At 47.3% G+C, this 24,510-nt stretch carries 25 protein-coding genes; 22 read left to right on the top strand and 3 right to left on the bottom strand.

Features of this window, described 5'->3' with window-relative positions; translation table 11 throughout:
* Positions 1-6 precede the first annotated feature (6 nt).
* The 6 genes from DQX04_RS06030 (at position 7) to DQX04_RS06005 (ending at position 6,049) form a co-directional block, all read left to right on the top strand.
* Positions 7-2,178 (top strand): chemotaxis protein CheA, encoded by a 2,172-nt coding sequence (locus DQX04_RS06030; protein ID WP_111915007.1) that lies wholly within the window; start codon positions 7-9, stop codon positions 2,176-2,178.
* Positions 2,179-2,186: 8 nt separating this feature from the next.
* Positions 2,187-3,347 (top strand): chemotaxis response regulator protein-glutamate methylesterase, encoded by a 1,161-nt coding sequence (locus tag DQX04_RS06025; RefSeq protein ID WP_111915006.1) that lies wholly within the window; start codon positions 2,187-2,189, stop codon positions 3,345-3,347.
* Positions 3,348-3,355: 8 nt separating this feature from the next.
* Entirely contained in the window at positions 3,356-4,132 is a 777-nt protein-coding gene (locus DQX04_RS06020) for a ParA family protein (RefSeq protein ID WP_111915005.1), read from the top strand.
* Positions 4,133-4,134: 2 nt separating this feature from the next.
* A complete protein-coding gene (locus DQX04_RS06015) occupies positions 4,135-4,980 on the top strand; it encodes a chemotaxis protein CheW (RefSeq protein ID WP_111915004.1) in 846 nt (281 codons plus the stop codon).
* Between the two features lie 70 nt (positions 4,981-5,050).
* A complete protein-coding gene (locus tag DQX04_RS06010; protein ID WP_111915003.1) occupies positions 5,051-5,554 on the top strand; it encodes a chemotaxis protein CheW in 504 nt (167 codons plus the stop codon).
* Positions 5,555-5,563: 9 nt separating this feature from the next.
* Positions 5,564-6,049 carry a DUF2802 domain-containing protein gene (locus DQX04_RS06005; RefSeq protein WP_111915002.1) on the top strand — a complete coding sequence of 162 codons (486 nt, stop codon included), beginning with the start codon at positions 5,564-5,566 and terminating at the stop codon, positions 6,047-6,049.
* Positions 6,050-6,441: 392 nt separating this feature from the next.
* On the opposite strand, the gene DQX04_RS05995 is transcribed toward DQX04_RS06005, so the two are convergent.
* A complete protein-coding gene (locus DQX04_RS05995) occupies positions 6,442-6,705 on the bottom strand; it encodes an EscU/YscU/HrcU family type III secretion system export apparatus switch protein (protein WP_111915000.1) in 264 nt (87 codons plus the stop codon).
* Entirely contained in the window at positions 6,702-7,703 is a 1,002-nt protein-coding gene (locus DQX04_RS05990) for a flagellar hook-length control protein FliK (protein WP_111914999.1), read from the bottom strand. The genes DQX04_RS05995 and DQX04_RS05990 overlap by 4 nt, the downstream gene beginning before the upstream one ends.
* Positions 7,704-7,804: 101 nt before the next feature.
* Between DQX04_RS05990 and ccmA the strand changes: the two genes are divergently transcribed.
* From ccmA to DQX04_RS05935, 11 genes are all read left to right on the top strand, one after another.
* Positions 7,805-8,434: a cytochrome c biogenesis heme-transporting ATPase CcmA gene (ccmA, locus tag DQX04_RS05985; protein WP_207916240.1), complete on the top strand. Its 630-nt coding sequence runs from the start codon at positions 7,805-7,807 to the stop codon at positions 8,432-8,434.
* The gene (gene ccmB / locus DQX04_RS05980) at positions 8,434-9,117 is read left to right on the top strand and encodes a heme exporter protein CcmB (RefSeq protein WP_111914998.1); all 684 of its coding nucleotides are present in this window, start codon (positions 8,434-8,436) and stop codon (positions 9,115-9,117) included. Before ccmA ends, ccmB begins: the two co-directional genes overlap by 1 nt.
* Position 9,118: 1 nt before the next feature.
* Positions 9,119-9,889: a heme ABC transporter permease gene (locus DQX04_RS05975; protein WP_111914997.1), complete on the top strand. Its 771-nt coding sequence runs from the start codon at positions 9,119-9,121 to the stop codon at positions 9,887-9,889.
* A complete protein-coding gene (gene ccmD / locus DQX04_RS05970) occupies positions 9,886-10,101 on the top strand; it encodes a heme exporter protein CcmD (RefSeq protein WP_165831953.1) in 216 nt (71 codons plus the stop codon). The genes DQX04_RS05975 and ccmD overlap by 4 nt, the downstream gene beginning before the upstream one ends.
* A complete protein-coding gene (gene ccmE, locus DQX04_RS05965; protein WP_111914995.1) occupies positions 10,098-10,625 on the top strand; it encodes a cytochrome c maturation protein CcmE in 528 nt (175 codons plus the stop codon). Before ccmD ends, ccmE begins: the two co-directional genes overlap by 4 nt.
* A complete protein-coding gene (locus DQX04_RS05960) occupies positions 10,615-12,585 on the top strand; it encodes a heme lyase CcmF/NrfE family subunit (protein ID WP_111914994.1) in 1,971 nt (656 codons plus the stop codon). The genes ccmE and DQX04_RS05960 overlap by 11 nt, the downstream gene beginning before the upstream one ends.
* Positions 12,582-13,136, top strand: coding sequence for a DsbE family thiol:disulfide interchange protein (locus DQX04_RS05955; RefSeq protein ID WP_111914993.1), 555 nt, complete (start codon positions 12,582-12,584; stop codon positions 13,134-13,136). The genes DQX04_RS05960 and DQX04_RS05955 overlap by 4 nt, the downstream gene beginning before the upstream one ends.
* 4 nt (positions 13,137-13,140) lie before the next feature.
* Positions 13,141-13,674 carry a cytochrome c-type biogenesis protein gene (locus DQX04_RS05950; protein ID WP_111914992.1) on the top strand — a complete coding sequence of 178 codons (534 nt, stop codon included), beginning with the start codon at positions 13,141-13,143 and terminating at the stop codon, positions 13,672-13,674.
* Complete coding sequence (gene ccmI / locus DQX04_RS05945; RefSeq protein WP_111914991.1) at positions 13,674-14,870, top strand: c-type cytochrome biogenesis protein CcmI; 1,197 nt, start codon at positions 13,674-13,676, stop codon at positions 14,868-14,870. Before DQX04_RS05950 ends, ccmI begins: the two co-directional genes overlap by 1 nt.
* Positions 14,870-15,751, top strand: coding sequence for a VacJ family lipoprotein (locus DQX04_RS05940; RefSeq protein ID WP_207801090.1), 882 nt, complete (start codon positions 14,870-14,872; stop codon positions 15,749-15,751). The genes ccmI and DQX04_RS05940 overlap by 1 nt, the downstream gene beginning before the upstream one ends.
* A gap of 78 nt (positions 15,752-15,829) precedes the next feature.
* Complete coding sequence (locus DQX04_RS05935) at positions 15,830-16,816, top strand: response regulator (RefSeq protein ID WP_111914990.1); 987 nt, start codon at positions 15,830-15,832, stop codon at positions 16,814-16,816.
* A gap of 856 nt (positions 16,817-17,672) precedes the next feature.
* On the opposite strand, the gene DQX04_RS05925 is transcribed toward DQX04_RS05935, so the two are convergent.
* Positions 17,673-17,951, bottom strand: coding sequence for a DUF6170 family protein (locus DQX04_RS05925; protein WP_111914988.1), 279 nt, complete (start codon positions 17,949-17,951; stop codon positions 17,673-17,675).
* A gap of 128 nt (positions 17,952-18,079) precedes the next feature.
* Between DQX04_RS05925 and DQX04_RS05920 the strand changes: the two genes are divergently transcribed.
* The 5 genes from DQX04_RS05920 to rfbA all read left to right on the top strand — a co-directional run bounded on the left by DQX04_RS05920 (position 18,080) and on the right by rfbA (position 24,398).
* Entirely contained in the window at positions 18,080-19,723 is a 1,644-nt protein-coding gene (locus DQX04_RS05920; protein ID WP_111914987.1) for a BCCT family transporter, read from the top strand.
* Positions 19,724-21,586 (top strand): DUF294 nucleotidyltransferase-like domain-containing protein, encoded by a 1,863-nt coding sequence (locus tag DQX04_RS05915; RefSeq protein WP_111914986.1) that lies wholly within the window; start codon positions 19,724-19,726, stop codon positions 21,584-21,586.
* A gap of 3 nt (positions 21,587-21,589) precedes the next feature.
* Entirely contained in the window at positions 21,590-22,324 is a 735-nt protein-coding gene (locus tag DQX04_RS05910; protein WP_111914985.1) for a 3'-5' exonuclease, read from the top strand.
* A gap of 125 nt (positions 22,325-22,449) precedes the next feature.
* Complete coding sequence (rfbB, locus tag DQX04_RS05905; RefSeq protein ID WP_111914984.1) at positions 22,450-23,517, top strand: dTDP-glucose 4,6-dehydratase; 1,068 nt, start codon at positions 22,450-22,452, stop codon at positions 23,515-23,517.
* A 2-nt stretch (positions 23,518-23,519) separates the two neighbouring features.
* A complete protein-coding gene (gene rfbA / locus DQX04_RS05900) occupies positions 23,520-24,398 on the top strand; it encodes a glucose-1-phosphate thymidylyltransferase RfbA (RefSeq protein WP_111914983.1) in 879 nt (292 codons plus the stop codon).
* The last annotated feature ends 112 nt before the right edge of the window (positions 24,399-24,510 follow it).

The following is a 24,510-nucleotide window of genomic DNA, read 5'->3' as shown; positions in this document are numbered from 1 at the left end:
CAGCCGATGAGCTTTGATGTCGACGAAGATATTTTACAGGACTTTTTGATTGAGGCTGGAGAGATTCTGGAATTGCTCTCTGAACAGCTTGTTCAACTCGAAAATGATCCTGATAACCGTGATTTGCTGAACGCCATTTTTAGAGGCTTTCACACGGTTAAAGGTGGTGCAGGGTTTTTATCTTTGCACGCTCTCGTCGACACATGCCACGGTGCTGAAAACGTTTTTGACACCATGCGAAATGGCGGCCGACAGCTCAATCCTGAGCTTATGGACGTTATTCTACAAGCGTTGGATACCATCAACGAGCAGTTTGCTGCTGTACAAGCTCGCGAAGAACCTGTACCAGCTTCTGAAGAGCTACTTCAGGCGTTAACTATTTTGAGTGAGCCGGGCGACCACATGCCAGGCGATGGCTCTGCAAGTGCTGAAGACGCAACTGAAGAAACACCAACCGAAGAGCCAGAAGCGGAAGCAGACGAGTCGGGTAAAATTGATGCGCTTTCGGGTGAAGGTGGCGTCGATGAAATTACCGAAGACGAATTTGACGCATTGCTAGATGAATTACACGGCGGCGGTAAGCCAGCAGCGAAAGCTTCTGAAAAGAAAGCTCCAGAGAAAAAAGAACCTGCGGCATCTGGCAGTGGCGACGAAATAAGTGACGACGAGTTTGAAGCGTTACTTGATGAGCTTCACGGTAGTAAAGGTGCTCCGAAACCTGCAGAGAAAAAAGAACCACCGAAGAAAGCTGAACCGAAGGCTAAAAGTGGTGGTGGCGACGATATTTCTGACGACGAATTTGAAGCCTTGTTGGACGAACTTCATGGCGAAGGTAAGTTCGAAGCTGACAAACAAGCTGCTAAGCCGGCTGCGAAGAGTGAAGCCAAGCCTCAAGAGAAGCCACAAGCTAAGCCTGCTGCGAAACCTGCAGCTAGTAAACCCGCGGAAGCACCAGCTGCTCCAGCCAAGAAGGACGCAGGTAAACCTACAGCGCCTCCGGCTGAAACTACTGTTCGCGTAGACACTCGTCGACTCGATGAAATTATGAACATGGTCGGTGAACTTGTCCTGGTGCGTAACCGTTTATTGTTATTGAACAGTAGCTCAGAAGACGAAGAGCTGAATAAAGCTATTTCTAACCTAGACGTGGTAACTGGTGACTTGCAAGGCGCGGTAATGCAAACGCGTATGCAACCGATTAAGAAAGTATTCGGACGTTTCCCACGCGTAGTACGTGACTTAGCGCGTAGCTTGAAAAAAGAGATTACGCTTGAGCTTTACGGTGAGGACACCGACCTAGATAAAAACCTTGTAGAAGCACTTGCCGACCCATTGGTTCACTTAGTTAGAAACTCTGTAGACCATGGTATTGAGATGCCTGACGTACGTGAAAAAGTCGGCAAATCTCGTATGGGTACGGTGAAATTAAGCGCTTCGCAAGAGGGTGACCATATCTTGTTGTCTATCGACGATGATGGCGCAGGAATGGACGCAGAAAAACTAAAGAATATTGCGATCGGTAAAGGTATTTTAGACGCGGATGCGGCGGCTCGAATGACCGACGAAGAAGCTTATAACCTAATCTTTGCCGCAGGGTTCTCAACCAAGGCAGAGATTTCTGACATATCCGGCCGTGGCGTAGGCATGGATGTGGTGAAAACCAAAATTAGCCAATTGAACGGTTCAATTCGCATTGACTCCGAATTGGGCAGAGGCACACGCCTAGAAATTAAAGTACCGCTTACACTCGCTATTCTACCAACGTTAATGGTTCGTGTGGGTGAGCAAGTATTCGCGTTACCACTTGCTGCGGTGAACGAAATTATTAATGTAGACCTAGAGCTTACCAACACTGTTGACGGTCAGCTCACTATGATTGTTAGAGAAAAAGCAATCCCAATGTTCTACTTGAGTAAGTGGTTGAACAAGAAGCAAGATCCTAACTTCGATGAGTCTGAAGGCCACGTTGTGGTGGTATCTTTGGGCACGCAACAAGTTGGCTTCGTTGTAGACGCACTGATTGGTCAAGAAGAAGTTGTCATTAAGCCTCTAGATAGAATGCTTCAGGGTACTCCGGGCATGGCTGGCGCGACCATAACAAGTGACGGTGGTATTGCATTAATTCTCGACGTACCAAGTTTATTGAAGAAATACGCTAAACGTTATTCGCGACGTTAAAGGAACCCATGGCCATCCGAGTATTAGTTGTTGATGACTCGAATTTCTTTCGCCGACGTGTGACAGAGATTTTAAACGATTCCGATCAATTAGAAGTTGTCGGGACTGCTGCTGATGGCGAAGAGGCAATTAAGCAAGCAAGAGCCCTGCGCCCTGATGTCATTACCATGGACATCGAAATGCCAGTCCTCGATGGAATCAGTGCCGTTCGTAAGATTATGGCGGAACGGCCTACACCTATCTTAATGTTCAGCTCACTAAGCCATGAAGGTGCGCAGGCAACTCTAGACGCACTAGATGCGGGTGCCGTTGATTTCCTACCGAAGAAATTTGAAGACATCGCAAGAAACCGTGGCGATGCGGTCAAAGTATTGCAGTCGCGTGTTGCCGAAATTGGTAGAAAGGGCATGGGGAGAACCCCGCGCTCAAGCTTTTCTACACCCTCACCAAGTACGCCTAGCGCTCGACCTTCAGAGCGGCCAACGACTCGTCCGTTTGACCGTAGCGCACGAACAACCCAGGTTTCTCGTCCTGCAGCAACAGAAGCTAGACCAAGTACCAGTGCAGCTCCAGCAGTTGCAAGGTCGACTCCGTTTAAATTAGTTGCGATAGGAACATCTACGGGTGGGCCGGTTGCGTTACAAACGGTGCTCACAGCATTGCCTGCTACTTTTCCTGTACCCATTGTGTTGGTGCAACATATGCCAGCTGCGTTTACTAAAGCATTTGCAGAGCGGCTAAACGGGCTTTGCAAAATTAGCGTGAAAGAAGCTCAAGACGGCGACGTATTAAAGCCAGGACATGCTTATTTAGCTCCAGGCGGAAAGCAAATGCTGGTAGAAGGCCGCAGTGGTAGTGGCAAGTTGCGTATTCGCGCCGACGACAGTGACAAACTCACTTATCGTCCAAGTGTCGATCTTACTTTTGCTTCCATATCGAAGTCTTATGGCGGAGATGTACTAGGTATTATTTTGACCGGAATGGGCGCTGATGGCCGCGAAGGCTGTCGCATGCTTAAACAACAAGGTTCAACAATATGGGCGCAAGATAAAGACACTTGTGTGGTTTATGGAATGCCGCAAGCTGTAGCCGCCGCCGGTATTTCAGAGCGAGATATTCCAATTCAAGACGTTGCGAACCACATCATTAAAGCATTCGAGAAGAGCTAGCCTCAGTTATGGTTATCTGGACGATTGCCAATCAGAAAGGTGGAGTAGGTAAGACAACCACAACTGTTTCACTTGGTGGTTTGTTAGCTGAGCGCGGACATCGTGTTTTATTTATCGACCTCGATCCTCATGCTTCATTAACGTATTACTTTGGCATCGATTCTGAAGAGTTAGAACAGAGCGCATTCGATATCCTCCTTGCCGGACCCGACGTCGATAGAGAAACCGTGCAAGGCGCAATTCAACACACTAAATTCGACAATATTGATGTGTTGCCGGCTACCATGGCATTGGCAACACTAGACCGAAAGCTCGGCGGAAAAAGTGGTATGGGCTTAGTGCTTCGTAGGGCATTACGAAAGCTACGGATGGACTACGACTATGTGCTCATCGATGTGCCTCCCGTGTTAGGTGTGCTCATGGTAAACGCCCTAGCTGCATGCCGGAGAGTCATAGTACCTGTGCAGTGTGAAACGTTAGCGTTAAAGGGTTTAGACCGAATGTTGCAAACGCTCGACTTGGTCAAAGTATCATTGCGCCAAGACCACCAGGTAACAATAGTGCCGACAATGTACGACAAGCGCACGAAAGCGTCGTTAGATGCGTACCGGCAACTAGCGAAGCAACACGGCAACAAAGTGTGGTCGGGAATGATTCCAATCGACACCAAGTTTAGAGACGCAAGTGCGGCGCAAACACCACCGTCGATGTATATGGCGAAGGCCCGTGGGGTGATCGCATACACCCAATTATTAACTTTATTAATGCAAAAAGATCCATTGTAACTATGAGTCAGAAGTCATCTAGCGATCTCGCCATGCGCGAGTATTTAACAGCACTTTTAGAAGAAGAGCAGCCTAACTCGTTAGATGCACTTACCCGCGCGCCTGTTGAGCAATTATTAGAGAAAGGGCCAGCACAAGAGTCGCAAGAAACCGAGCAGGAAGAACAAGAACTTACTTCCGAAAAGGCCTTGGCTGAAGACGCGCTTAAACCAGAGCCTGAAGTTGCTCCAGAACCCTTGCCAGAACCCGAACCTGAGGTTGAAGAACAGGTCGATCCTCAGGAAGAAATTGAGCATCAAGTTGAAACTTACTTGGAGACGCGCGAAGAAATTCCGCCACCACCACCTAGTTCAACTGACAATATGGCGGAATTTAAAGAAGAGCCGTTTCAAGCGTTGTTTTTTAATGTCGCTGGTTTAAATTTGGCTGTTCCACTAAAAAGTTTAGGTGGTATTCATCGTTGGCAGGAGCCTAAGCCACTGTTCGGTAAGCCAAAATGGTATTTGGGGATGATGGCGCTACGTGAAGAACAACTGAACGTTGTAGATTCAGCTCAGTGGGTTATGCCGGAAAAATATACCGAAGAACTGGCAAAATCTTTAAATTATCAGTACCTTGTGATGTTAGGTGAGAGTGACTGGGGATTAGCTTGCGAAACCTTGGTGACTACAGACAAATTAGAACCTGAAGAAGTGCAATGGCGCACTGGCGAAGGCAAGCGCCCATGGCTTGCTGGTATTGTAAAAGAGAAGATGTGCGCACTGGTTGACACGGAAGCTCTTGTTCAGCTTTTAGAGCAGGGTTTAGACAATAGTGAAAAACATCATTCAGGGGATCCTGTTTCCTGACGATAAGCTATTGTATAAGTAAGAATTGAAAGACCTGTGACAGGGTTAAATGTGTTTGGGAGACTATCACATGAGTGAAGACAATCGCAGTTTGAAGCAAAAAGCCACCGCAGCAGACGGAGACGATCCGGTTCTTCAGTGGGTGACATTCCAATTGGAACAGGAAACCTACGGTATCAACGTGATGCAAGTTCAAGAAGTGTTGCGTCACTCTGAAATAGCTCCGGTTCCAGGTGCTCCAGAGTATGTACTGGGTATCATTAACCTGCGCGGTAATGTGGTTACCGTTATCGACACCCGCATTCGCTTTGGCTTGCAGCCTGGTGAAGTGAGCGACAATACACGTATTGTGATCATCGAGGCAGACCAGCAAGTTATCGGTATTATGGTCGACTCGGTCGCAGAAGTTGTTTATTTGCGCAGCTCGGAAATTGACAGTGCGCCGAACATTGGTACGGAAGAAAGCGCTCGCTTTATTCAGGGCGTTAGTAACCGTGACGGCGAGCTACTTATTTTGGTTGACCTTAATAAACTTCTAACTGACGAAGAGTGGGAAGAAATTTCTCAACTGTAAGAGCTATTTATGAATGCAATTTTGAGTCAATGGTTACCTTTAAGTCTCTCGCTAGCCGCCCTGGCTGGTTTTGTTGTGGTAATCATGGCTCAGTTGCGAACGCATAACGAACAGAAGGAATTGTTGAAGTTACTGCGTGGTATTAAGTCGAAGCAAAATGAAGCACTAGAAGCTGCTACGGAAGAAGAATTTAGTGCGATTCGTGCGGAACTGAAAGTCGGTGCGCAATCACGCGACGAGCTTCAGGAGCAATTGAATGAGCTTTCCGACAAATACACGGGCCTTTTGGCCTCTCACCAGAAGCTTTTAAAAGCGATCAAAGAACAAGAGTCTGCTATTCGTGAAGTTGCGGAGCAGGATCCTGCGAGTAAGTTCTACCAACGTGCGGCAAAGTTGGTGCGTCAAGGTGCTAGCCTTGAGGAAGTGATGGAGGCTTGCGAGCTTCCCCGCGCTGAAGCTGAGTTGGTCTTCAGTTTATACAGAGCTGAAACCTAGTTCGTGCGTACGGACCGCTGTGCGGTCTGCACGGTGATGGTTGTTAGCTTTGAGCTGTGGATAGCGAGGCATGAGGTTACGTATCAATGACTAACCGATGAGGCTTGCGAGAATCTGCCGCAGGGACGCCGTGAACCCATCCATGGGGGCTTCTCTTCGACGTCCCTGTCTCAGAGACCCTGCGGTCAGAAACCTCGCAATCCTCTGATATCGGTTAGCCATTGCATCAGGCAATATCAACACCAACAAATTTAAAGACACGGCATTCACGAGGAGCATCGAGCACCTAGTGAATGCCAAGAGTCCGGTAGCCTTATGAACCGTGGGTTGCTACGTAGCACAATTACAAGCACAAACCTAAAAGCCTGATACCACAACCATCACCGTACACACTAAGCCTTAAGATTAAGCCATGTCGCGAAAGCTATTAGTTCTGCAATAATCACATAAACTTCCTGAGGAATTTCGTCACCTACCTCAAGCTTTGCAAGAAAGTCAGCAAGCTCCGGATCTTCATGCACCAGCACTCCAGCCTCTTTGGCAAGTTCAATAATTTCATCTGCAAGTCCGTCAAAACCTCTAGCCACAACAGTAGGTGCCGAGACACCGTCGTACTTTAAGCCAACCGCCTTTTTTTCTTTTTTAGAGCCGCTCATACTTTCACCCGAATCAACTGGTTGGGGTCCGGCGCCAGTGTTGCTGGAATTCTTCCTGTCTGCGTTGCCAACGATGCTAAGTTAATTCCTTTGTTTTGCAGTTCCTGTTCCAGATGGCTTAAGTGCGGGCGTAGCCAACGGGTTGCTGTTTCGTTGTCCGTGTAAATCGTCACTTGCGCTTCAGTTCCGTCCCAACGCACTCGCGCAAGCATTGGCCCTGTGCGGTTTACGTTTAGCCTTAAAGAGAGCAACCATACGTCTTCCCCCTCTTCTTGCTGTCGTTGTTTCTTTCTACGTTGCAGTAACAATTCAATATTGCGGTGCTCGTCTTCAACGTGCCAAGGGATATTCATAAAATAGTCGGGCTCGTTTCTACCCAAGGAGTCAGCCAGTTGAATTTGGCTTAAGCGTGCTTGTTGTACTGCACCTTGTAGTTCGCGAAGGCTTTGTAATAGCTGTTGTGCGTTATTCCCAGAGCCAAATAATTGAGACAAAGCATTACCCAGTGCATTGCTTGGTGTTGATTTTCCCTCTGCTCTGGCGGCACCGCCTTGTTTCAGCGCAACAAGCAGCAGCGGTACCATTAGTTGCAACCAGCTATTTGAGCTTGTGGAGGAGCTTGGTACCGGAGGCTGGCTCAATAGCGCGGTAACATTCAGCCCGAACCATTGGTTTACCGTAGTTTTGTTGAATGTTGTTTGTTTGGCTGAACTAAGCACTTGTTCAACAATGGCGCGTAATTGAGGAGGTGTTTCTGCAGACAGTTTCATAGCTTGAAGGCTTTTCAAAGCGTCTGCCGGCGATTGTGCCTGCGCCAAAATTTGACGTAACGCTGGCGGTAACTGTAGTTGTGTTGTACCGCTTAAAGCTTGATGCAAACCCGAGGCTGGGCTTTGACCCGAAGTCCCTGCAGCATTAGCTTTAAGAAACTTACTTGGGTCGGGCGTGAGCAGCTGGCCGAGTAACTGTCGTATTTGGCTTGCGTTTAAACTGTCCATATCCTCACTATAGCGGCACTTGCAACCTGCTGAAAGTACTTATTGAAACTAGTTATTTATGGTAGCATACCGCCCAATTTCATAGATGATTCTGGAACGAAATGGCAGGACTGCTCTCAGCTCAACAAGTCACCTCTGTTCGAGGCGAACGCACGCTTTTTAAGGCGTTGTCGTTGTCGTTGAACTGTGGTGAGCTATGCCAGGTTGTTGGGCCGAACGGTGCGGGTAAGTCATCCTTTCTTAGAATATGCGCTGGGTTGTTGCCGTTACAGCAGGGCGAGATTCAGTATCAAGGCGAATCAATTGAGCAGTGTCGAACGGCCTATCATCAAGATCTATTGTTTATTGGTCACAAAGCTGGTGTAAAACCAGAGTTAACGGCTATTGAGAATCTGATGTTTTTTGCTCAAGCGCAGGGGCAGCCTTTTGAAGAGCCGCCTTATGATGTGTTGGCAACGGTCGGGCTTGTAGGGCTAGAAGACATTCCCGCACAGCAACTTTCTGCAGGACAACAACGTAGAATAGCATTAGCAAGACTATGGTGTAGCTCCGCTAAAATTTGGATCTTAGACGAACCGTTTACGTCACTTGATACGGCGGGTATCGAACTGTTGCACGGTCGTTTCGACGAACACCTGCAACAAGGTGGTGCGGTGCTTATGACCTCACACCAAGCATTAAGCCAATTAAAAGGTGCGGTTTCTCAGATTGTATTGGAGTACCAGCACTAATGGCGAAAATACGCACGGCAACCATTTTAACTGCCTTAATAAAGCGCGATTTAAGTGTTGCCATGCGTCAACGCAGTGACTTGCTGAACCCTATTATCTTTCTCTTGGTGGTTATAACCTTATTCCCATTGGGTGTTGGTCCAGAACCTGAAATTCTTGGTAGAATTGCGCCCGGTGTTATTTGGGTTTCGGCGCTTCTTTCTGCATTGCTCGGTTTAGAACGCTTGTTTCGTGACGACTTTCGTGACGGTGCTTTAGAGCAAATGCTGTTGTTACCCGTGGCTACTGAATGGGCTATTGTGGGCAAAATTTTTGTGCACTGGTTACTTAGCGCGGCGCCATTATTAATTTTAGCGCCGCTTTTAGCTTTGTTGCTTAATTTACCGCAGGAAGCTTGGTTTACGTTATGGATGACCCTTTTATTAGGAACTCCAGTATTAAGTAGTGTAGGTGCTATAGGCGTGGCATTAACGGTGAGCCTGAATAAAGGTGGAGCCTTACTGAGTTTATTGTTGCTACCGCTTTTGGTGCCGTTATTGATTTTTGCGACTGCTGCTATAGAAACTGCGGCGTCAGGATTGCCAGCGCTAGGCCCTCTGGCATTTATGGGAGCTATTTTAGTTCTAACTACTACCTTGTCTCCGTTCGCGGTGCATGCAGCTTTACGAGTGAGTGTAAATTAATATGTGGCGTTGGTTACACCCTTATGCAAAACCGGAAGCAACCTTCCGTTTAAATCAAAAATTATTACCTTGGTTTGCGGTGCCTGGCATTATCGTACTGGCCGTTGGCATCATTTGGGGTCTAGCCTTTGCACCCGCGGATTACCAACAGGGTGATAGCTACCGCATTATCTTCACGCATGTACCTGCCGCTATGTGGTCTATGGGCTTCTATGTGGGTATGGCTATTGCCGCACTTATCGCTATTGTTTGGCAAATAAGAACTGCCGAGTGGGCTATTCTGGCAATAGCGCCTGTAGGTGCTGTTCTTACGTTCATTTCGTTATTCACAGGTGCTGTTTGGGGTAAGCCAATGTGGGGCACTTGGTGGGAATGGGACGCAAGACTTACTTCACAGCTTATTCTGTTCTTCTTGTATCTGGGGGTGCTCGCGCTTTACGCAGCATTTGAAGACGAACGCACGGGCGCTAAAGCTGCAGGTATTTTGGCACTTATTGGTGTTGTGAATATTCCAATTATTCATTACTCGGTTTACTGGTGGAATACATTGCACCAGCAGTCCACGATCACCCAAGCAATCACGCGTTTAGAGCGTCCAAGTATCGCTGACGAAATGTTATGGCCGTTGCTTACTTGCATCTTAGGCTTCTTATTAGTGAGTAGCGCACTGGTGATTATGCGTTTGAACAACGAAATTCTTAAACGTGAAATCAGAAGACCATGGGCACAGCAAGAACTTACAGGTCACACAGCAGAAGGAGGGCAATCATGAACTTTCAATTTGAATCAATGAGCGCCTTTTTCGCTATGGGTGGGTATGGTGTTTATGTTTGGGTGTCTATGGCAGCAACCTTCGGTGCTTTAGGTTTACTTGCATTGAATGCTGGCTTAAAACGCAAGCAACTGGCAAAAGAAGTGCAGGCGCAGGCTGCACGAGCGAAACGAATTCAACAGGCGAAGCAACAAAGTAGTAGTTCATCATGAATCCAAGACGTAAAAAGCGATTAACGATTGTTGGAACCATTATTGGCGCTGTAGCTCTTTCTACAGCCCTAGTGTTGTATGCACTTTCACAAAATATCGACTTGTTTTATACGCCCACCGAAATTGTTCAGGGGAAAGGTAACAGCAAAATTGTTCCAGAGGTGGGGCAGCGCCTACGTGTGGGTGGATTGGTTGTGCCTGGAACGGTAGAACGCTTAGACACCAACCTACATGTGTCTTTTGACTTAATCGACAATGGTGGCGAGCAAGTTACCGTGGAGTACGAGGGCATTCTTCCTGACCTATTCCGTGAAGGGCAGGGCATTGTTGCGCAAGGTACGTTGGTGTCGCCCACTAAAATCGTCGCAAGTAAAGTGTTAGCAAAACATGACGAAGAGTATATGCCACCTGAATTAGCGCGTGAGTTGAATAACATCGAGCATGTGCCACCGTCGTCATGGCAGCGGGAAAATGACGACGAGAGCTCAGAAGAAGAAAACTCAGGAGGCGGTTATGATCGCTGAGTTAGGTCATTTCTCACTCGCTATCGCGTTCGCATTTTCTTTGCTACTTGCCATTGTGCCTATTTGGGGCGCATATAAAGGGCATGGCGGGCAAATGTCATTAGCAAGACCGCTAACGTACGGCATGTTTGTCTTTACCCTCATTTCTTATATTGCTTTAACTTGGGGCTTCCTCGTAGCCGACTTTTCAATTGCTTATGTCGCTTCGAACTCAAGCTCCGCCTTACCGTGGTACTACCGAATTACTGCAGTATGGAGTTCTCATGAAGGTTCCTTCTTACTGTGGATGCTCGTGCAGGCAGGTTGGGCTGCTGCGCTTGCGGTGTATTCGACTCGTTTACCTTTAACATTTGCGGCCCGTGTGCTCGCTGTCATGGGTATGATAGGCGTTGGCTTCTACTTGTTCATGTTGCTGACGTCGAATCCGTTTGACCGTCTCATTCCGTTCATTCCGGTAGACGGGCGTGATATGAATCCCTTGCTTCAAGACCCTGGCATGATTATTCATCCGCCCTTACTGTACTTCGGTTATGTGGGTTTGTCGGTCGCGTTTGCGTTCGCCATAGCAGCGTTGCTTGGAGGCCGCCTAGACTCGGCCTGGGCGCGTTGGTCTCGACCATGGACATTAGCCGCGTGGATTTTCCTTACGCTTGGCATCATGGTCGGTAGTTGGTGGGCGTACTACGAACTTGGCTGGGGCGGCTGGTGGTTCTGGGACCCGGTTGAAAATGCGAGTTTTATGCCTTGGTTAGTTGCCACTGCGTTAATCCACTCGTTAGCTGTTACGGAAAAGCGCGGTACGTTTAAATCATGGACCGTATTGCTGGCGATTTCGGGCTTTAGCTTAAGCTTATTGGGCACGTTCTTAGTTCGTTCTGGCGTATTAGTTTCAGTTCATGCGTTCGCGGCAGATCCAACGCGCGGCATGTTCTTACTGGCGTTCCTTGCCATTGTTATTTGTAGCTCGTTGTTGCTGTACGCTATTCGAGCCTCGAAAGTGGTAAGTCATACGCGTTACGAATTATTTTCACGAGAAGTATTGCTGCTAGGCAATAACTTATTTTTAGTTACAGCTACCATGGTTGTGCTGTTGGGAACGCTGCTACCACTGATTCACCAGCAACTCGGTTTGGGTTCGATTTCAATTGGTGAGCCATTCTTCAATTCAGTATTCGTATACATCACGATACCGTTTGCCATTTTATTGGGGATAGGACCGTTGGTTCGCTGGCGCCGACAAGGCTTTAAAGAGCTCATTACGCCGTTAGCTACAGCGCTCATGTCTGCTGTTATTCTAGCTTCGCTGCTGCCTAAAATTATTGCAGACGAAGTTCACGGTATGGCTGTTCTAGGTTTGCTTTTGGCGCTTTGGATTGTAGCGTCGACTGTTCAGGAGCTTAGACAAAGAGTCGCTAAACGCGAAAATAAACCCGAGGCTTTGGTGAAATTGGGGCGTAGCCACTGGGGCATGGTGCTCGGGCACTTAGGTTTTGCCGTGGCAATTATTGGTATCGCTTTAGTACAAAATTATGAAGTAGAGCGCACCGTACGTATGTCACCGGGCGACACGTTTGCAGAGTCGGGTTACGAGTTTCGCTTTACGGAACTTGGAGAGCGTCAAGGGCCTAACTTTGTAAGTGAAGTGGCGACGTTTGAAATTACGCGAAATGGCAGACTGATCGACACAGTGGACAGTGAGAAACGTTTTTACACGATTCAACGCCAGGTAATGACGCAAACTGCATTGCAAGTGAATCCGTTTAGAGATTTATATATTGCGATGGGCGAAGAACTTAACGACGGTAGCTGGGCCGTGCGCATTCACATCAAGCCGTTTGTGCGTTGGATATGGATGGGTGGTGTCATTATGGCGCTGGGCGGACTACTCTCAGCTTCAGACAAACGCTACCGTTTGAAGAAAAAGAGTGTAGGTGCTTCGGCACAAGGGGCGTCAGCATGAGTAGTAAACTGAAGTTCTGGATTTACCTCTCGCCTTTATTTGCGTTTATTTTACTGGGCGTGTTTCTCTTCGGCGGTTTATTTTCCGACCCGACAAAGCTAGATTCAGCGCTAGTGGGTAAGCCTGTTCCCGAATTTGAACTGCCTGATTTGTACGCACCCGACCGTTCGCATAACGAGTCTATTATTGGCGGACGCGTGGTGCTTTTAAACGTGTGGGCGACATGGTGCCCGACATGTTATGCCGAACATACATTTTTGAACGAGCTACAGTCAGAACAAAACGTGTATATCATCGGACTGAATTATAAAGACTACTCACGCGCTGACGCTGTGCAATGGTTACAAGAGCTGGGTGACCCTTATCAAATTAGCTTATTTGACCAGTCGGGCTTGTTAGCCCTCGACTTAGGTGTGTACGGCGCCCCAGAAACATTTGTAATAGATGCAGAAGGTATAATCCGCTACCGCCACGTAGGTGATCTTAATCCTCGTGTATGGCGTGAAGAAGTGGGCCCTGTATATTACAGTTTGCTAGATGGGCAGGAGTAACTGAATGTTGAATCGAGCGAAACAATTAAGCATTTTTCTAGCCGTGTTATGGGCAGCTTTCACAGCTGGCTATTCCTTTGCTCAAGGCGAGTTTTATGCTTTTGAAACGGCGCAGCAAGAACAAATGTTTAACGAGTTAACTCGTGAATTGCGATGCCCAAAATGTCAGAACCAGTCGATTTCAGATTCAGACGCGCCGCTAGCTCAGGATATGCGCCAGTTGGTTTATCAAATGGTGATGGAAGGGCAGAGTCGCGAGCAAATCATCGACTTTATGAAGGTTCGTTACGGCGACTTTGTGCACTACCAGCCTCCTTTTCAAAATAGTACCATGATCCTTTGGCTTGGCCCTATAGCGGTCATTCTTATCGGTATTTTAGTGATTTATTTTCAGGCGCAAGGCAATAAAAGGCAGTGCGCAAATATTGAAGCTGAAGACCTTACTCCTGAAGAAGAACAGAAAATTAACGCCATTTTGAAAAATAATGCGGATAACTCAGTTTCGCAGGCGTCAAATACCAACGAGGAACGAACATAATGTGGGTTGTAGCGCTACTTCTTTTGCTGTCGTTAGCTATTGCTATCGTGGTGGTTGCGCGTAAACGGCAGTCATTAGCATTGTCGACGATGCAGGCCAATAGAGCTGTTTTCGAGTCTCGACTAGCAGAGTTAGAGGAAGACTTTAACCAAGGCTTATTGAATGAGAAAGACCTTGCGAATGCGAAGCGTGAATTAAAGAAAACGTTTGTGACCGACGTACACGACCCCGACGAGCAAGTGGAACAGAAAAGCGCATCCGTGGTTTGGATTCTTGTGGTGCTCGTTGTTTCTTCTGTGGGCATCTACCTGCTTAACGGCTCATGGCAACAACAGCGTAGTGCAGACGAAGCGCTTGCTAACCTAGAGTCACGCTTTGAATTATTGAGAACGCAACCAGGGCAAGGTGTTAACCGAGAAGAACTGGAGCTATTTGCCTTAGGTTTGAGACAGCAGCTTGAAGCAAGACCTGACGCAGGCGCTTGGAGCATGTACGGTCGCATGATGGTGCAACTCGATCGCCTTGATGAAGCATTACAGTCGTTTGAAAAAGCACGCCAACTCAACCCTCAAGACCACTCTAATCTTGTCATGTATGCCCAAGCGTTACTTGTTTCGGGTAGCGACAATGACTTAGCGCAAGCTGCCGGATATATTCGCCAAGTGTTAGAAGAGGATACGCGTAATTTAGAGGCTCTTGGTTTGTTAGGGGTTATAGCGTTTGAACGGGGAGACTACGACCGTGCAGTTCAGGCTTTTGAGTTAACATTGAGAATGATGCGTTCAGAAGACCCGAGATATGCGACTATTGAGCAAGCGCTAGCCGATTCCAGGGCACGTGCAGATGGTTCGGTAATTACTCTAACCGTGAACGTCGACATTAGTGAGCAACTACGCAACGAACTTCGACCTGGAAGCACATTATTTGTGTTTGTACGTGAGCCAGACGGCCCGCGTGTTCCAGTTGCCGTCTACCGTCAGCAAGTTGCTGACTTCCCAATTACGGTAACACTAACCGATGAGAATGCGATGACGCCGGAGCGGACGTTGTCGAGTGTTGAAAACTGGCTAGTTGGCGCGCGTGTGTCCACATCTGGTACAGTGAACGTTCAATCAGGTGATATGGAAGCAAGAGCGGTGCTAGTGGAAGGCGGTAGCAGTCAAACAGTAAGCCTACGCATTACGGAGATAATGTAATGATTCGTATGGCGTGGATGGCGATATGGGCAGTAGTCGTATTAAGCGGCTGCTCTTCTATGCCCGATCAAGAAAAGGATGAAACAGGTCCTCAAGTCACTGATGCCGTGTCGAATAGCGTTACCACAAGCACAACAGACGAGCCAAACTTTGACTTCTCCGATCCTCGTGACCCTTTCGAGTCGATCAACCGTCCGTTATGGGATTTCAACCGTGATACGCTCGATCCTTACTTGATCTTGCCGGTAGCGAACGCATACGAGCACGTTCCTTCACCGATTCGTCGTGGTTTATACAACATGACAGACAACCTTAACGAGCCCGCTAGTTTCGTAAACAATATTCTTCAGCTGAAAATGAAAGACGCCTTTACGACAGTAGGGCGCTTTGCCATTAACAGTACCATCGGTCTGTTGGGCTTTTTTGATGTCGCCGATAAGTGGGGCATTAAAGAACAAAAAGAAACATTCGGTGAAACCTTAGCTGTGTATGGTATGCCTGCCGGCCCTTACGTTATGTTGCCGGCGGCAGGCCCGACTGTGCTAGCCGACCGAGGTGGCGACTTTGTTGATGACTTTATTTGGCCTGCTCCCGTCCTCAGTTGGCAGGTTTCTGCAGCGCGTCTCTTGTTCCGTGGGCTTGAACAGCGCATTGAGCTGAAGCAGCTAGAACCGATGTTAGACAACTCTTTAGACGAATACTCTTTTGTTCGTGAAGCTTATTTCTCTTACTGGCGTGACAAAGTTTACGACGGTAACCCGCCGGTTGAAGAAGACACCTGGGAAGACGAGTGGAATAACGACTGGGAGAGCGAATGGGAGTCTTCTTGGCCTGAAGAAACGGGCAGCGAGCCCGAGGAAACAAGTTCAGAAGGCAATTAATATTTCCACTTGGAAAATTGACGAATAACAGATACTGGTCAATGCTCATAGTAATCATTGTGTGCAGGAGTCCAGTGAATGTCCCTAAGTAAGGTTCTCGTCATCGAAGATGATACGGTATTCAGCGGTATCGTACAGAAGTTCCTTGAACAGCGAGGCTACCTTGTTTTTGCAGCGGAAGATGGAGAAACAGGTCTAGCGTTATGCCAATCTGAACACCCCGATGTGGTGCTTTGCGACCTTATGCTGCCTAAAATCTCGGGGCTTGAGGTACTGGAAAACCTTTTATTTAAAACCTCCTCTTTGCCGGTTATCGTTATTTCCGGCTCTCAACAGATATCAGATATTCGTGAAGCTGTGCGCTTAGGTGCATGGGACTACCTAGTTAAACCGATAGATCAATTAGACATCCTAGATACGGCGATTCAGAACTGCCTAACACGAACTAGCTTAGAAGATGCTTGGGAGCGCGAGCGTTGGGAGCTCGACGACCACATTGATGTGCTGTTCCAAAGTGAGGACATGTTCGAGCGCTTGCGTAACGACTTACTTCCAAATGGTGCACTAGAGTTACCTGCTTGCAAAATTTCTCATCAGCTTTGCCCGCGCGTATACGACCAAGTTCTGTTGGACTACCACCGTTTCCCTAACAACCAAGCTTTGGTGTTTATGGCGTACTCTCAAGGTCAACCGGGTCAGAATGTGCTGGCGCTGCTGGTTCTAAAAAGTTTGCTTAACCCGCTTGTACGGCAGGGTATGTCGGGTGAAGACGGTTTACTTCGAGCTCCTCACCACCTGCTGGAACGTATGAACACGGAGCTCTGTCATTCTCGTATTCGTTCTGCTTTTGACGTGGTGGCGGTTTGGGTGAATGGCAATACGGGTGACATGTACGCTTCGGTTGCTGGAGAACAGCTGAGTCTTTCTACGGAGCATAAGCCTGATTTGGCACTGGGTATCTGGGCTCAGGCTCATTATGCCCAGCATAGCTTCAAGCTAGATGAAGATGTAGCCATAGAGCTTAAAAATGTGGGGACATTGGTCACGATTGCCAAACACGGATGATAAGTCGGACGATCGTGGTCGTGCTAGGTATCCAGTCACGTAGCAATGGCTAACCGATGAGGGTTGCGAGAATCTGTTTGTACGGACCGCTGTGCGGTATCCACGGTGGTGGTTATAGCTAGCTGGTTTTGTGCTAGGCATGAGGTTACGTATCAGTTTTTTGTTCATGGGGCTTCCGAGGCCCTGTCACAAAGACGCTGCAAGTACATCCATGTACGCTTGATTTCCGGCATCCATGCCTCCAACACTTTGTGATCAGGGCCTCGAAATCCCTTTTCATGAACAAAAATCTGCATCAGGGATTATCAACACTAATTAATAAAAGTCACGGCATGAGAAAAGCACATCGAGTGCTTCTCTCATGCCAAAAGCCAAGCCTCTGGTTCGAAATTTGTTTTTATCAACCAATCTTCGTCCGCAAAATTTCCTTTAAAGCTTCATTAAAATAACTGAATTGCGAGTAGTGTGGGTCGTTGAGTGGCGCTCTTCTTGCGAGAACAATTATAAAGGCTAGCTCGTTAAATACGTACCAGATCAAGAAAAAGGAGCGGACTCCTGGCATTCACGAGGTGCTCGATGCTCCTTGTGAATGCCGTGTCTCATTATTTGATTGCACTGATGATGCCAGATGCAATGGCTAACCGATGTCAGAGGGTTGCGAGGTTTCTGACCACAGGGTCTCTGAGACATGGATGTCGAAGAGAAGCCTACATGGATGTATTCACGGCGTCCCTGTGGCAGATTCTCGCAAGCCTCATCGGTTAGTCATTGATACGTGACCTAATACCTAGCACAAGCCTGAATAGCTATTACCTCAACAGCGGAAAGCGCACGCACTGACACGCGTAAACCAAAGCTATTTTTTAGGTAAGTAAGGTACTGCAAGGTTTAGCGTAATGGGGAATAGTACCAGCGGGTACAGAAGTCCTGCGGCTATGAGCGCCACGATTTTCCATGCTAGTCCAGGAATGTAAAGAAGCGACCAGAACAGTGCTATAAGTACCAAAGCCTTTAGCGTTACAGCCACAGCACGGCGGCTGAAAGGCATCGATTTTGCCGCTAAATGCACTTGCGCAACTCGTTCCCTTGGAGAGTATTGTTGCAGCTCTGGAATGTTCTTAGTTGAAAAATACATACCGCCTCCTTTCTGATCTTAATAATACCATCGCCCGTTAGATCAAATACAGATAATCTTCGAGATACCCTTTCGATTCTGTAAATCTTTGCTACCATTACTTAAATTCTAAGAAAAAGGGGAAAACTATGAGTCAGACGGAGCACGAGAACGATCCACTCAAGCCTGACGGAGAAGTCACACCCATTGAAACTGACTACAAGGTAGGTCAAGACAATATCGCAATTAAACTCGGCCCTTTTGGATTAGACGTCCACAATCGGGTCTTTTTAATATCTGGGTTAGCAGTTATAGCTTTTGTGGCGCTCACGCTTATTTTTCAGGAAAAGGCACAGCCACTTTTTGAAGGCGTTCGTAACTGGCTCACAGCAAACTTAGACTGGTTCTTTATCGGTGCTGCAAACATCTTCGTGGTGTTAGCACTAGTTCTTATCTTCACACCATTAGGTAAAGTTAGGTTAGGGGGAACGGAAGCTACGCCCGACTTTAACTATCTTGGTTGGTTCTCCATGTTGTTCGCTGCCGGTATGGGTATCGGGCTTATGTTTTATGGGGTTTCAGAACCGATTTCGCATTTCTCAAGCTCCTTTGGCGGTACTGCAATCGACGCAGAAACTGGTTTGCGCTCTGACTGGGCTCCTCTAGGTGGTGCAGAAGGCGACGCAGAGGCAGCACGCCGTTTAGGTATGGCTGCAACGATTTACCATTGGGCTCTGCACCCATGGGCAATTTACGCAGTGCTTGCGCTAGGTTTAGCTCTTTTTTCTTTTAACAAAGGTTTACCACTCACGGTTCGCTCAATCTTTTATCCACTATTGGGTGAGCGTGTTTGGGGTTGGCCGGGTCACATCATCGACATTCTAGCCGTACTCGCTACGCTATTTGGTTTGGCAACGTCGCTTGGTTTAGGCGCTGCGCAAGCTTCAGCTGGCTTGAACTTCTTGTTCGACACGCCGGAAGGTGTAGGTATGGAGGTTGTACTGGTTATCGGTATAACAGCTATAGCTCTATTTTCAGTGGTCGCTGGCTTGGAAGCTGGAGTTAAAAGGCTTTCAGAGATCAATATGATACTTGCAGCATTACTGATGCTGTTCGTTATCATTGTCGGTCCAACGATTGCCATTCTAACTGGCTTCTTTGAAAACCTTGTTGCTTATGTGGTGAACCTACCGGCTCTGTCTAATCCTGTGGGACGCGAAGACGCGAACTTCTCACAAGGCTGGACGGCATTCTATTGGGCATGGTGGATCTCTTGGTCGCCGTTCGTAGGTATGTTCATTGCGCGTGTTTCTCGTGGTAGAACTGTGCGTGAATTCCTAACGGCAGTATTGGTTATTCCATCTATCGCTTGTGTATTCTGGATGACCGTGTTCGGTGGTACAGCGATCACTCAATTCTTGGGCGGTTTCGAGAGCGTTGCCAATGTTGCACTCGAGCTCAAGTTATTTGAAATGTTGAGTCAGTTACCTGCAACAGCCATTACTTCATTCGTAGGTATCGTGCTTGTAGTCGTGTTCTTCGTAACCTCGTCAGACTCGGGGTCGTTAGTTATCGATACCATTTCGGCGGGTGGTAAGGTAAATGCACCTACACCACAACGCGTATTCTGGTGTACTTTCGAAGGGCTTGTGGCTATCGCGCTTATTCTTGGCGGCGGCTTGGTTGCGCTACAAGCTATGGCAGTTTCAGCCGGACTACCGTTTACCATTGTGCTACTTATGAGTTGTATAGCACTTGTGAAGGGGCTTTTAGATGAGCCTAGATCGGTATAGATGGAAGCTGAACACCTAGAAATTCTCGACTTTCTCAAACAGCACGCTCCGTTTAACGAGCTGCCAGACGAGGAAGTCGAGCGATTATCTCAACTTACGGATGTCGCCTACTTTAAGGCAGGTAGCGACATCCTTTCCTACCAACAACGTATTGAAGACTTACACGTAGTTCGAAGTGGCGCGGTCGAGGTTTATCATCGCAACGGCGACTTATATAACCGTTTAAGCTCAGGTGGCTTTTTTGGTGAAGCCGGGTTACTGCGCAATGGCAAAGTACGGTATCCGGTCACTTCACTAGAAGACTCTTTAATCTATCTCGTTCCTGGAACCGAATTTAATCGGTTATTCGACGACTATGAAAGCTTTGCAGACGCGGTGGAAACTGAAGATCGCGAACGTTTAAAGCGAGCGCTTGACCGCCGTGCTAGCGCCAATGACATGCTAACGGCCACGATAGAGACATTGGTATATAGAGAGCCTATCGGTATGAAAAGCTCGGGCTCTATTAGAGAAGCAGCGGAAATGATGACTGAACAAGAAGTGAGTTCGTTGCTTATATATGAAGAAGACCAAGAAGACCCAGACAAGCCCTTAGGTATTATTACCGACAAAGATTTGCGCAAAAGAGTGTTAGCTGTCGGTTTGAGCGATCAAACCGCGGTAAAAGAAATTATGTCTGAAGGCATCGTTTGCGTGCAGCATAATCAACGCATTTTTGAAGCGATGCTGATGATGCTGCGTAGTAACCTTCACCATTTGCCCGTACTCAAGAAAGGCAAAACCATTGGCGTTGTAGCGCTTTCAGACGTGGTTCGCCACGAATCCAAAAGCAGTTTATTTGTGGTGGGTAATATTTTCCGCGCCACCACGGTGGAAGAACTGGAAGCACTTAAAGACGACGTGAAAGCTACGTTTGTGAAAATGGTTGATGAAGACGCAAACTCAAGAATGATTGGCTCATCAATGGCAGTGATTGGACGTAGTTTCAAGCAACGTTTATTAGAGCTTGGTGAAGAGAAGCTTGGGCCTCCGCCCGTACCTTATTGCTTCTTAGCTTTAGGATCTATGGCGAGAGACGAGCAGTCGATTGTGACCGACCAAGACAACGCCATGATTTTACATGATAGTTTTAACCCAAAAGAGCACGATGCTTATTTTCTGGAATTGGCTCAATTTGTGAGTGACGGCTTAGCGTCTTGTGGCTACACCTATTGTACTGGCGACATTATGGCCACGAACAAGAAATGGCGCCAACCTTTGCGGGTCTGGAAAGAGTATTTTGACGACTGGATTGAAGAACCTACGCCGGAACGGCTTTTACATAGCTCAATATTTTTCGACTTAGACGGTGTATGGGGCAAGTTAGACTTTGCTGAGCAATTAAACAGGTTGATTCGTCAGAAAGCTCCAAAGAATAAGCGTTTTCTGGCCTGTATGGCGAGGAATGCATTACAACGAACGCCGCCGCTAGGTTTTTTCAAAGATTTCGTCATGGAGAAAGACGGAAAACACAATAACGCTATAAATACCAAACGCCGCGGCACAGCCCCAGTAGCAGACTTAATTCGCGTTCATGCATTAGCGATTGGTTCGAAAGAGCGTAACTCATTTGCGCGGTTGGAAGATGTGGTTGACGCAAGTATTTTAACGCCCGGGCGAGGACCTGACTTAAGAGACGCACTAGAACTAATTTCGATGGTGAGAATTCGTCATCAAGCATTGTCCCTTACTCAGGGTGAAATACCAGACAACAACGTAGAGCCGGAAGCGCTTTCGGACTTTGAAAGAAAGAATTTGCGCGATGCATTTCAAATTTTAAGCAATGCCCAGAAATTCTTAAAGTTCAGATATTCCCTAAGTTAGTGCATGTATTTAGGACAACGAGAATTGAAAAGCGCGCTGCAATCTCAAATCAACTGGCCTGCAAGGTTACAGGAATTAGCGGGTTCTGCGCGAAATAGCCATTTACAGCATTTTTATTCTGCGACCATCCCTAACGCTGACACGCCGCTGCGCGACGTGAAATTTCTCGCGCTAGATTTTGAAACTTCTGGCTTAGACCCCCAGCAGCACGGCATTGTAAGTGTTGGTGTTGTACCGCTGACTCTTGAGCGTGTGTTCGCGAACAAGGGCAAACATTGGCTAGCGAAACCACGAAAAGCTATGGCAGATGAGTCGGTGGTTTATCACGGTATTACCCACTCGCAAATAGAAGACGCCCCCGACCTATTGGAAACCTTTGATGAGCTTCTAGAAGTTATGTCGGGGCACATAATGATTGTTCATTATAAGGCGATTGAGCGCACGTTCTTAGACGTAGCGTTGCGAGAGCGTATAGGTGAAGGTATTGAGTTCCCGGTTATCGATACCATGGAGATTGAGCATGGACTTCACCGCGCTAACAAAACAAGCTTTTGGCAGCGTTTAAAGAAACAGCCTCCAATGTCTATTCGCTTGGCAGATTCACGTGCGCGTTACGGCTTACCCTTTTATCGTCCGCACAATGCGCTTACCGACGCACTAGCAACGGCGGAATTGTTTCAGGCTCAGGTACAACATCACTATTCGCCTGACACTCCTTTGTCGGAATTGTGGTCGTGATCGGGGCATTTGGGGCAGGCGAAAGCCAGTCCCGTAAGTTCAATCTCTCTCCCACGAACAACTCCCGCTAAAAAAATCTGTTATGCTCCCGATATTATAATTATTGCAATAACTTAGGCGTGGGTATGGAAACAATACTGGTCACTGGTGGTGCGGGGTTTATCGGCTCGGCGGTTGTTCGTTATCTTATCTCCGAAACTACCGCTCATGTTGTTAACGTAGACAAGCTGACTTATGCCGGTAATTTGCAATCTTTAAAATCAGTCGCTGAAAGCGATAAGTATCACTTTGAACAAGTGGATATTTGCGATGCGGCGAGCGTAAGTGCAGTATTCGAGAAGTACCAGCCTACCAAAGTGATGCACTTAGCTGCAGAGAGTCATGTCGACCGTTCTATTGATGGTCCGAAAGACTTTATCGATACGAATATTATCGGCACCTATCAAATGCTGGAAGCAAGTCGCAAATATTACGCCCAGCTTAGCTCTACTCAACAAGCTAGCTTTCGCTTTCATCATATTTCAACAGACGAAGTTTTTGGTGATTTACCGCTCGAAGAACCCGCGTTTAATGAAGACGCAGCTTATGAGCCCAGCAGTCCATACTCTGCTTCTAAAGCAAGTTCAGACCATTTAGTGAGAGCTTGGCAGCGGACTTTTGGTTTGCCTACGGTAGTCACAAATTGCACGAACAACTATGGTCCGTATCATTTTCCGGAAAAGCTAATTCCGCTGATGATTTTGAATGCACTGCGCGGAAAGCCTTTACCGGTTTATGGTGACGGCGCGCAAATCAGAGATTGGTTATTTGTTGAAGACCATGCAGAAGCATTATATCGCGTACTAGCTGAGGGTAAACCCGGACGCACATACAATATCGGTGGCAACAACCAAGTTAAAAATATCGAGGTTGTTCATGCCATTTGTGATGCTTTAGAGCTGTTACGTCCAGAAAAACCAGAGGGTGTTGAGAAGTATAGCGACCTTATTACTTTTGTGGATGACCGTCCGGGGCATGATGTCCGTTATGGCTTAGATACTACTAGAATTAAACAAGAGCTTGGCTGGGTACCTTCAACGAAGTTTGAAGAGGGCATTCATAAAACTGTGAGTTGGTATTTGGATAACACTTGGTGGTGGCAAGCTATACTCGATAAATCTTACCAATTGCAAAGACTGGGAATAGGGAAATAAATATGAAAGGTATTGTATTGGCTGGCGGTTCGGGAACCAGGCTTTATCCCATCACGAAGGGGATTTCTAAACAGTTATTGCCTATTTACGACAAGCCGATGGTGTATTACCCGATATCTGTCCTCATGCTTGCCGGTATTCGAGATATTTTGATTATTACCACGCCAGAAGAGCAAGACGCGTTCAAACGTATTCTGGGTGACGGCAGCGACTTCGGTGTGTCGTTTACCTATGCTATTCAAGAAAGCCCAGACGGACTCGCTCAAGCCTTTATTATCGGTGAAGAATTTATCGGGGACGACTCGGTTTGTTTGGTTCTGGGTGACAATGTTTTTCATGGTCAAGGCTTTATGCCCAAACTGAAAGGAGCGATAGCACGAAAGTCAGGAGCCACAGTTTTTGGTTATCAAGTAAAAGATCCTGAGCGCTTTGGTGTAATTGAAGTTGATAAAGAGCAGCGAGTACTTTCCATAGAAGAAAAGCCGGAAAAGCCAAAATCTCACTATGCCGCCACAGGCTTGTATTTTTATGACAATAACGTTGTAGAAATCGCGAAGAATGTGAAACCTTCGGCGCGTGGCGAGCTGGAGATTACCAGTATCAATCAAGCTTATTTAGAGCGTGGTGAGTTGCATGCGGAATTTCTAGGGCGCGGATTTGCTTGGCTAGACACAGGCACTTTTGAAAGCCTATTGGCGGCCTCTTCGTTTGTTGAAACCATTGAACAACGTCAGCGCTACAAAGTGGCAGTATTAGAAGAAATTGCGTACTACAACGGCTGGCTAAGTAAGAGTGACTTGGTTCGTATTGCTGAAAGCATGAAAAAGAACTCTTATGGGAAATATCTTTTAGAAATTGCCAACGATCCGCATCGGTTGTAAGCACATGGGGACAGGCTTAAGCTTAGCAAACCCGATAACGTTCGTACGGGCCGCTGTGCGGTCTGCTGACGTGAGCTATCATTCGAGCAGAAACTCAGTGGCATATTGAAAC

Source organism: Aliidiomarina sp. B3213 (assembly GCF_003290085.1).
In the GTDB taxonomy this organism is placed as follows: Bacteria; Pseudomonadota; Gammaproteobacteria; order Enterobacterales; family Alteromonadaceae; genus Aliidiomarina.
The sequence above is the reverse complement of the archived record's forward strand: the minus strand, read 5'-3'. Positions and strand labels throughout refer to the sequence as shown.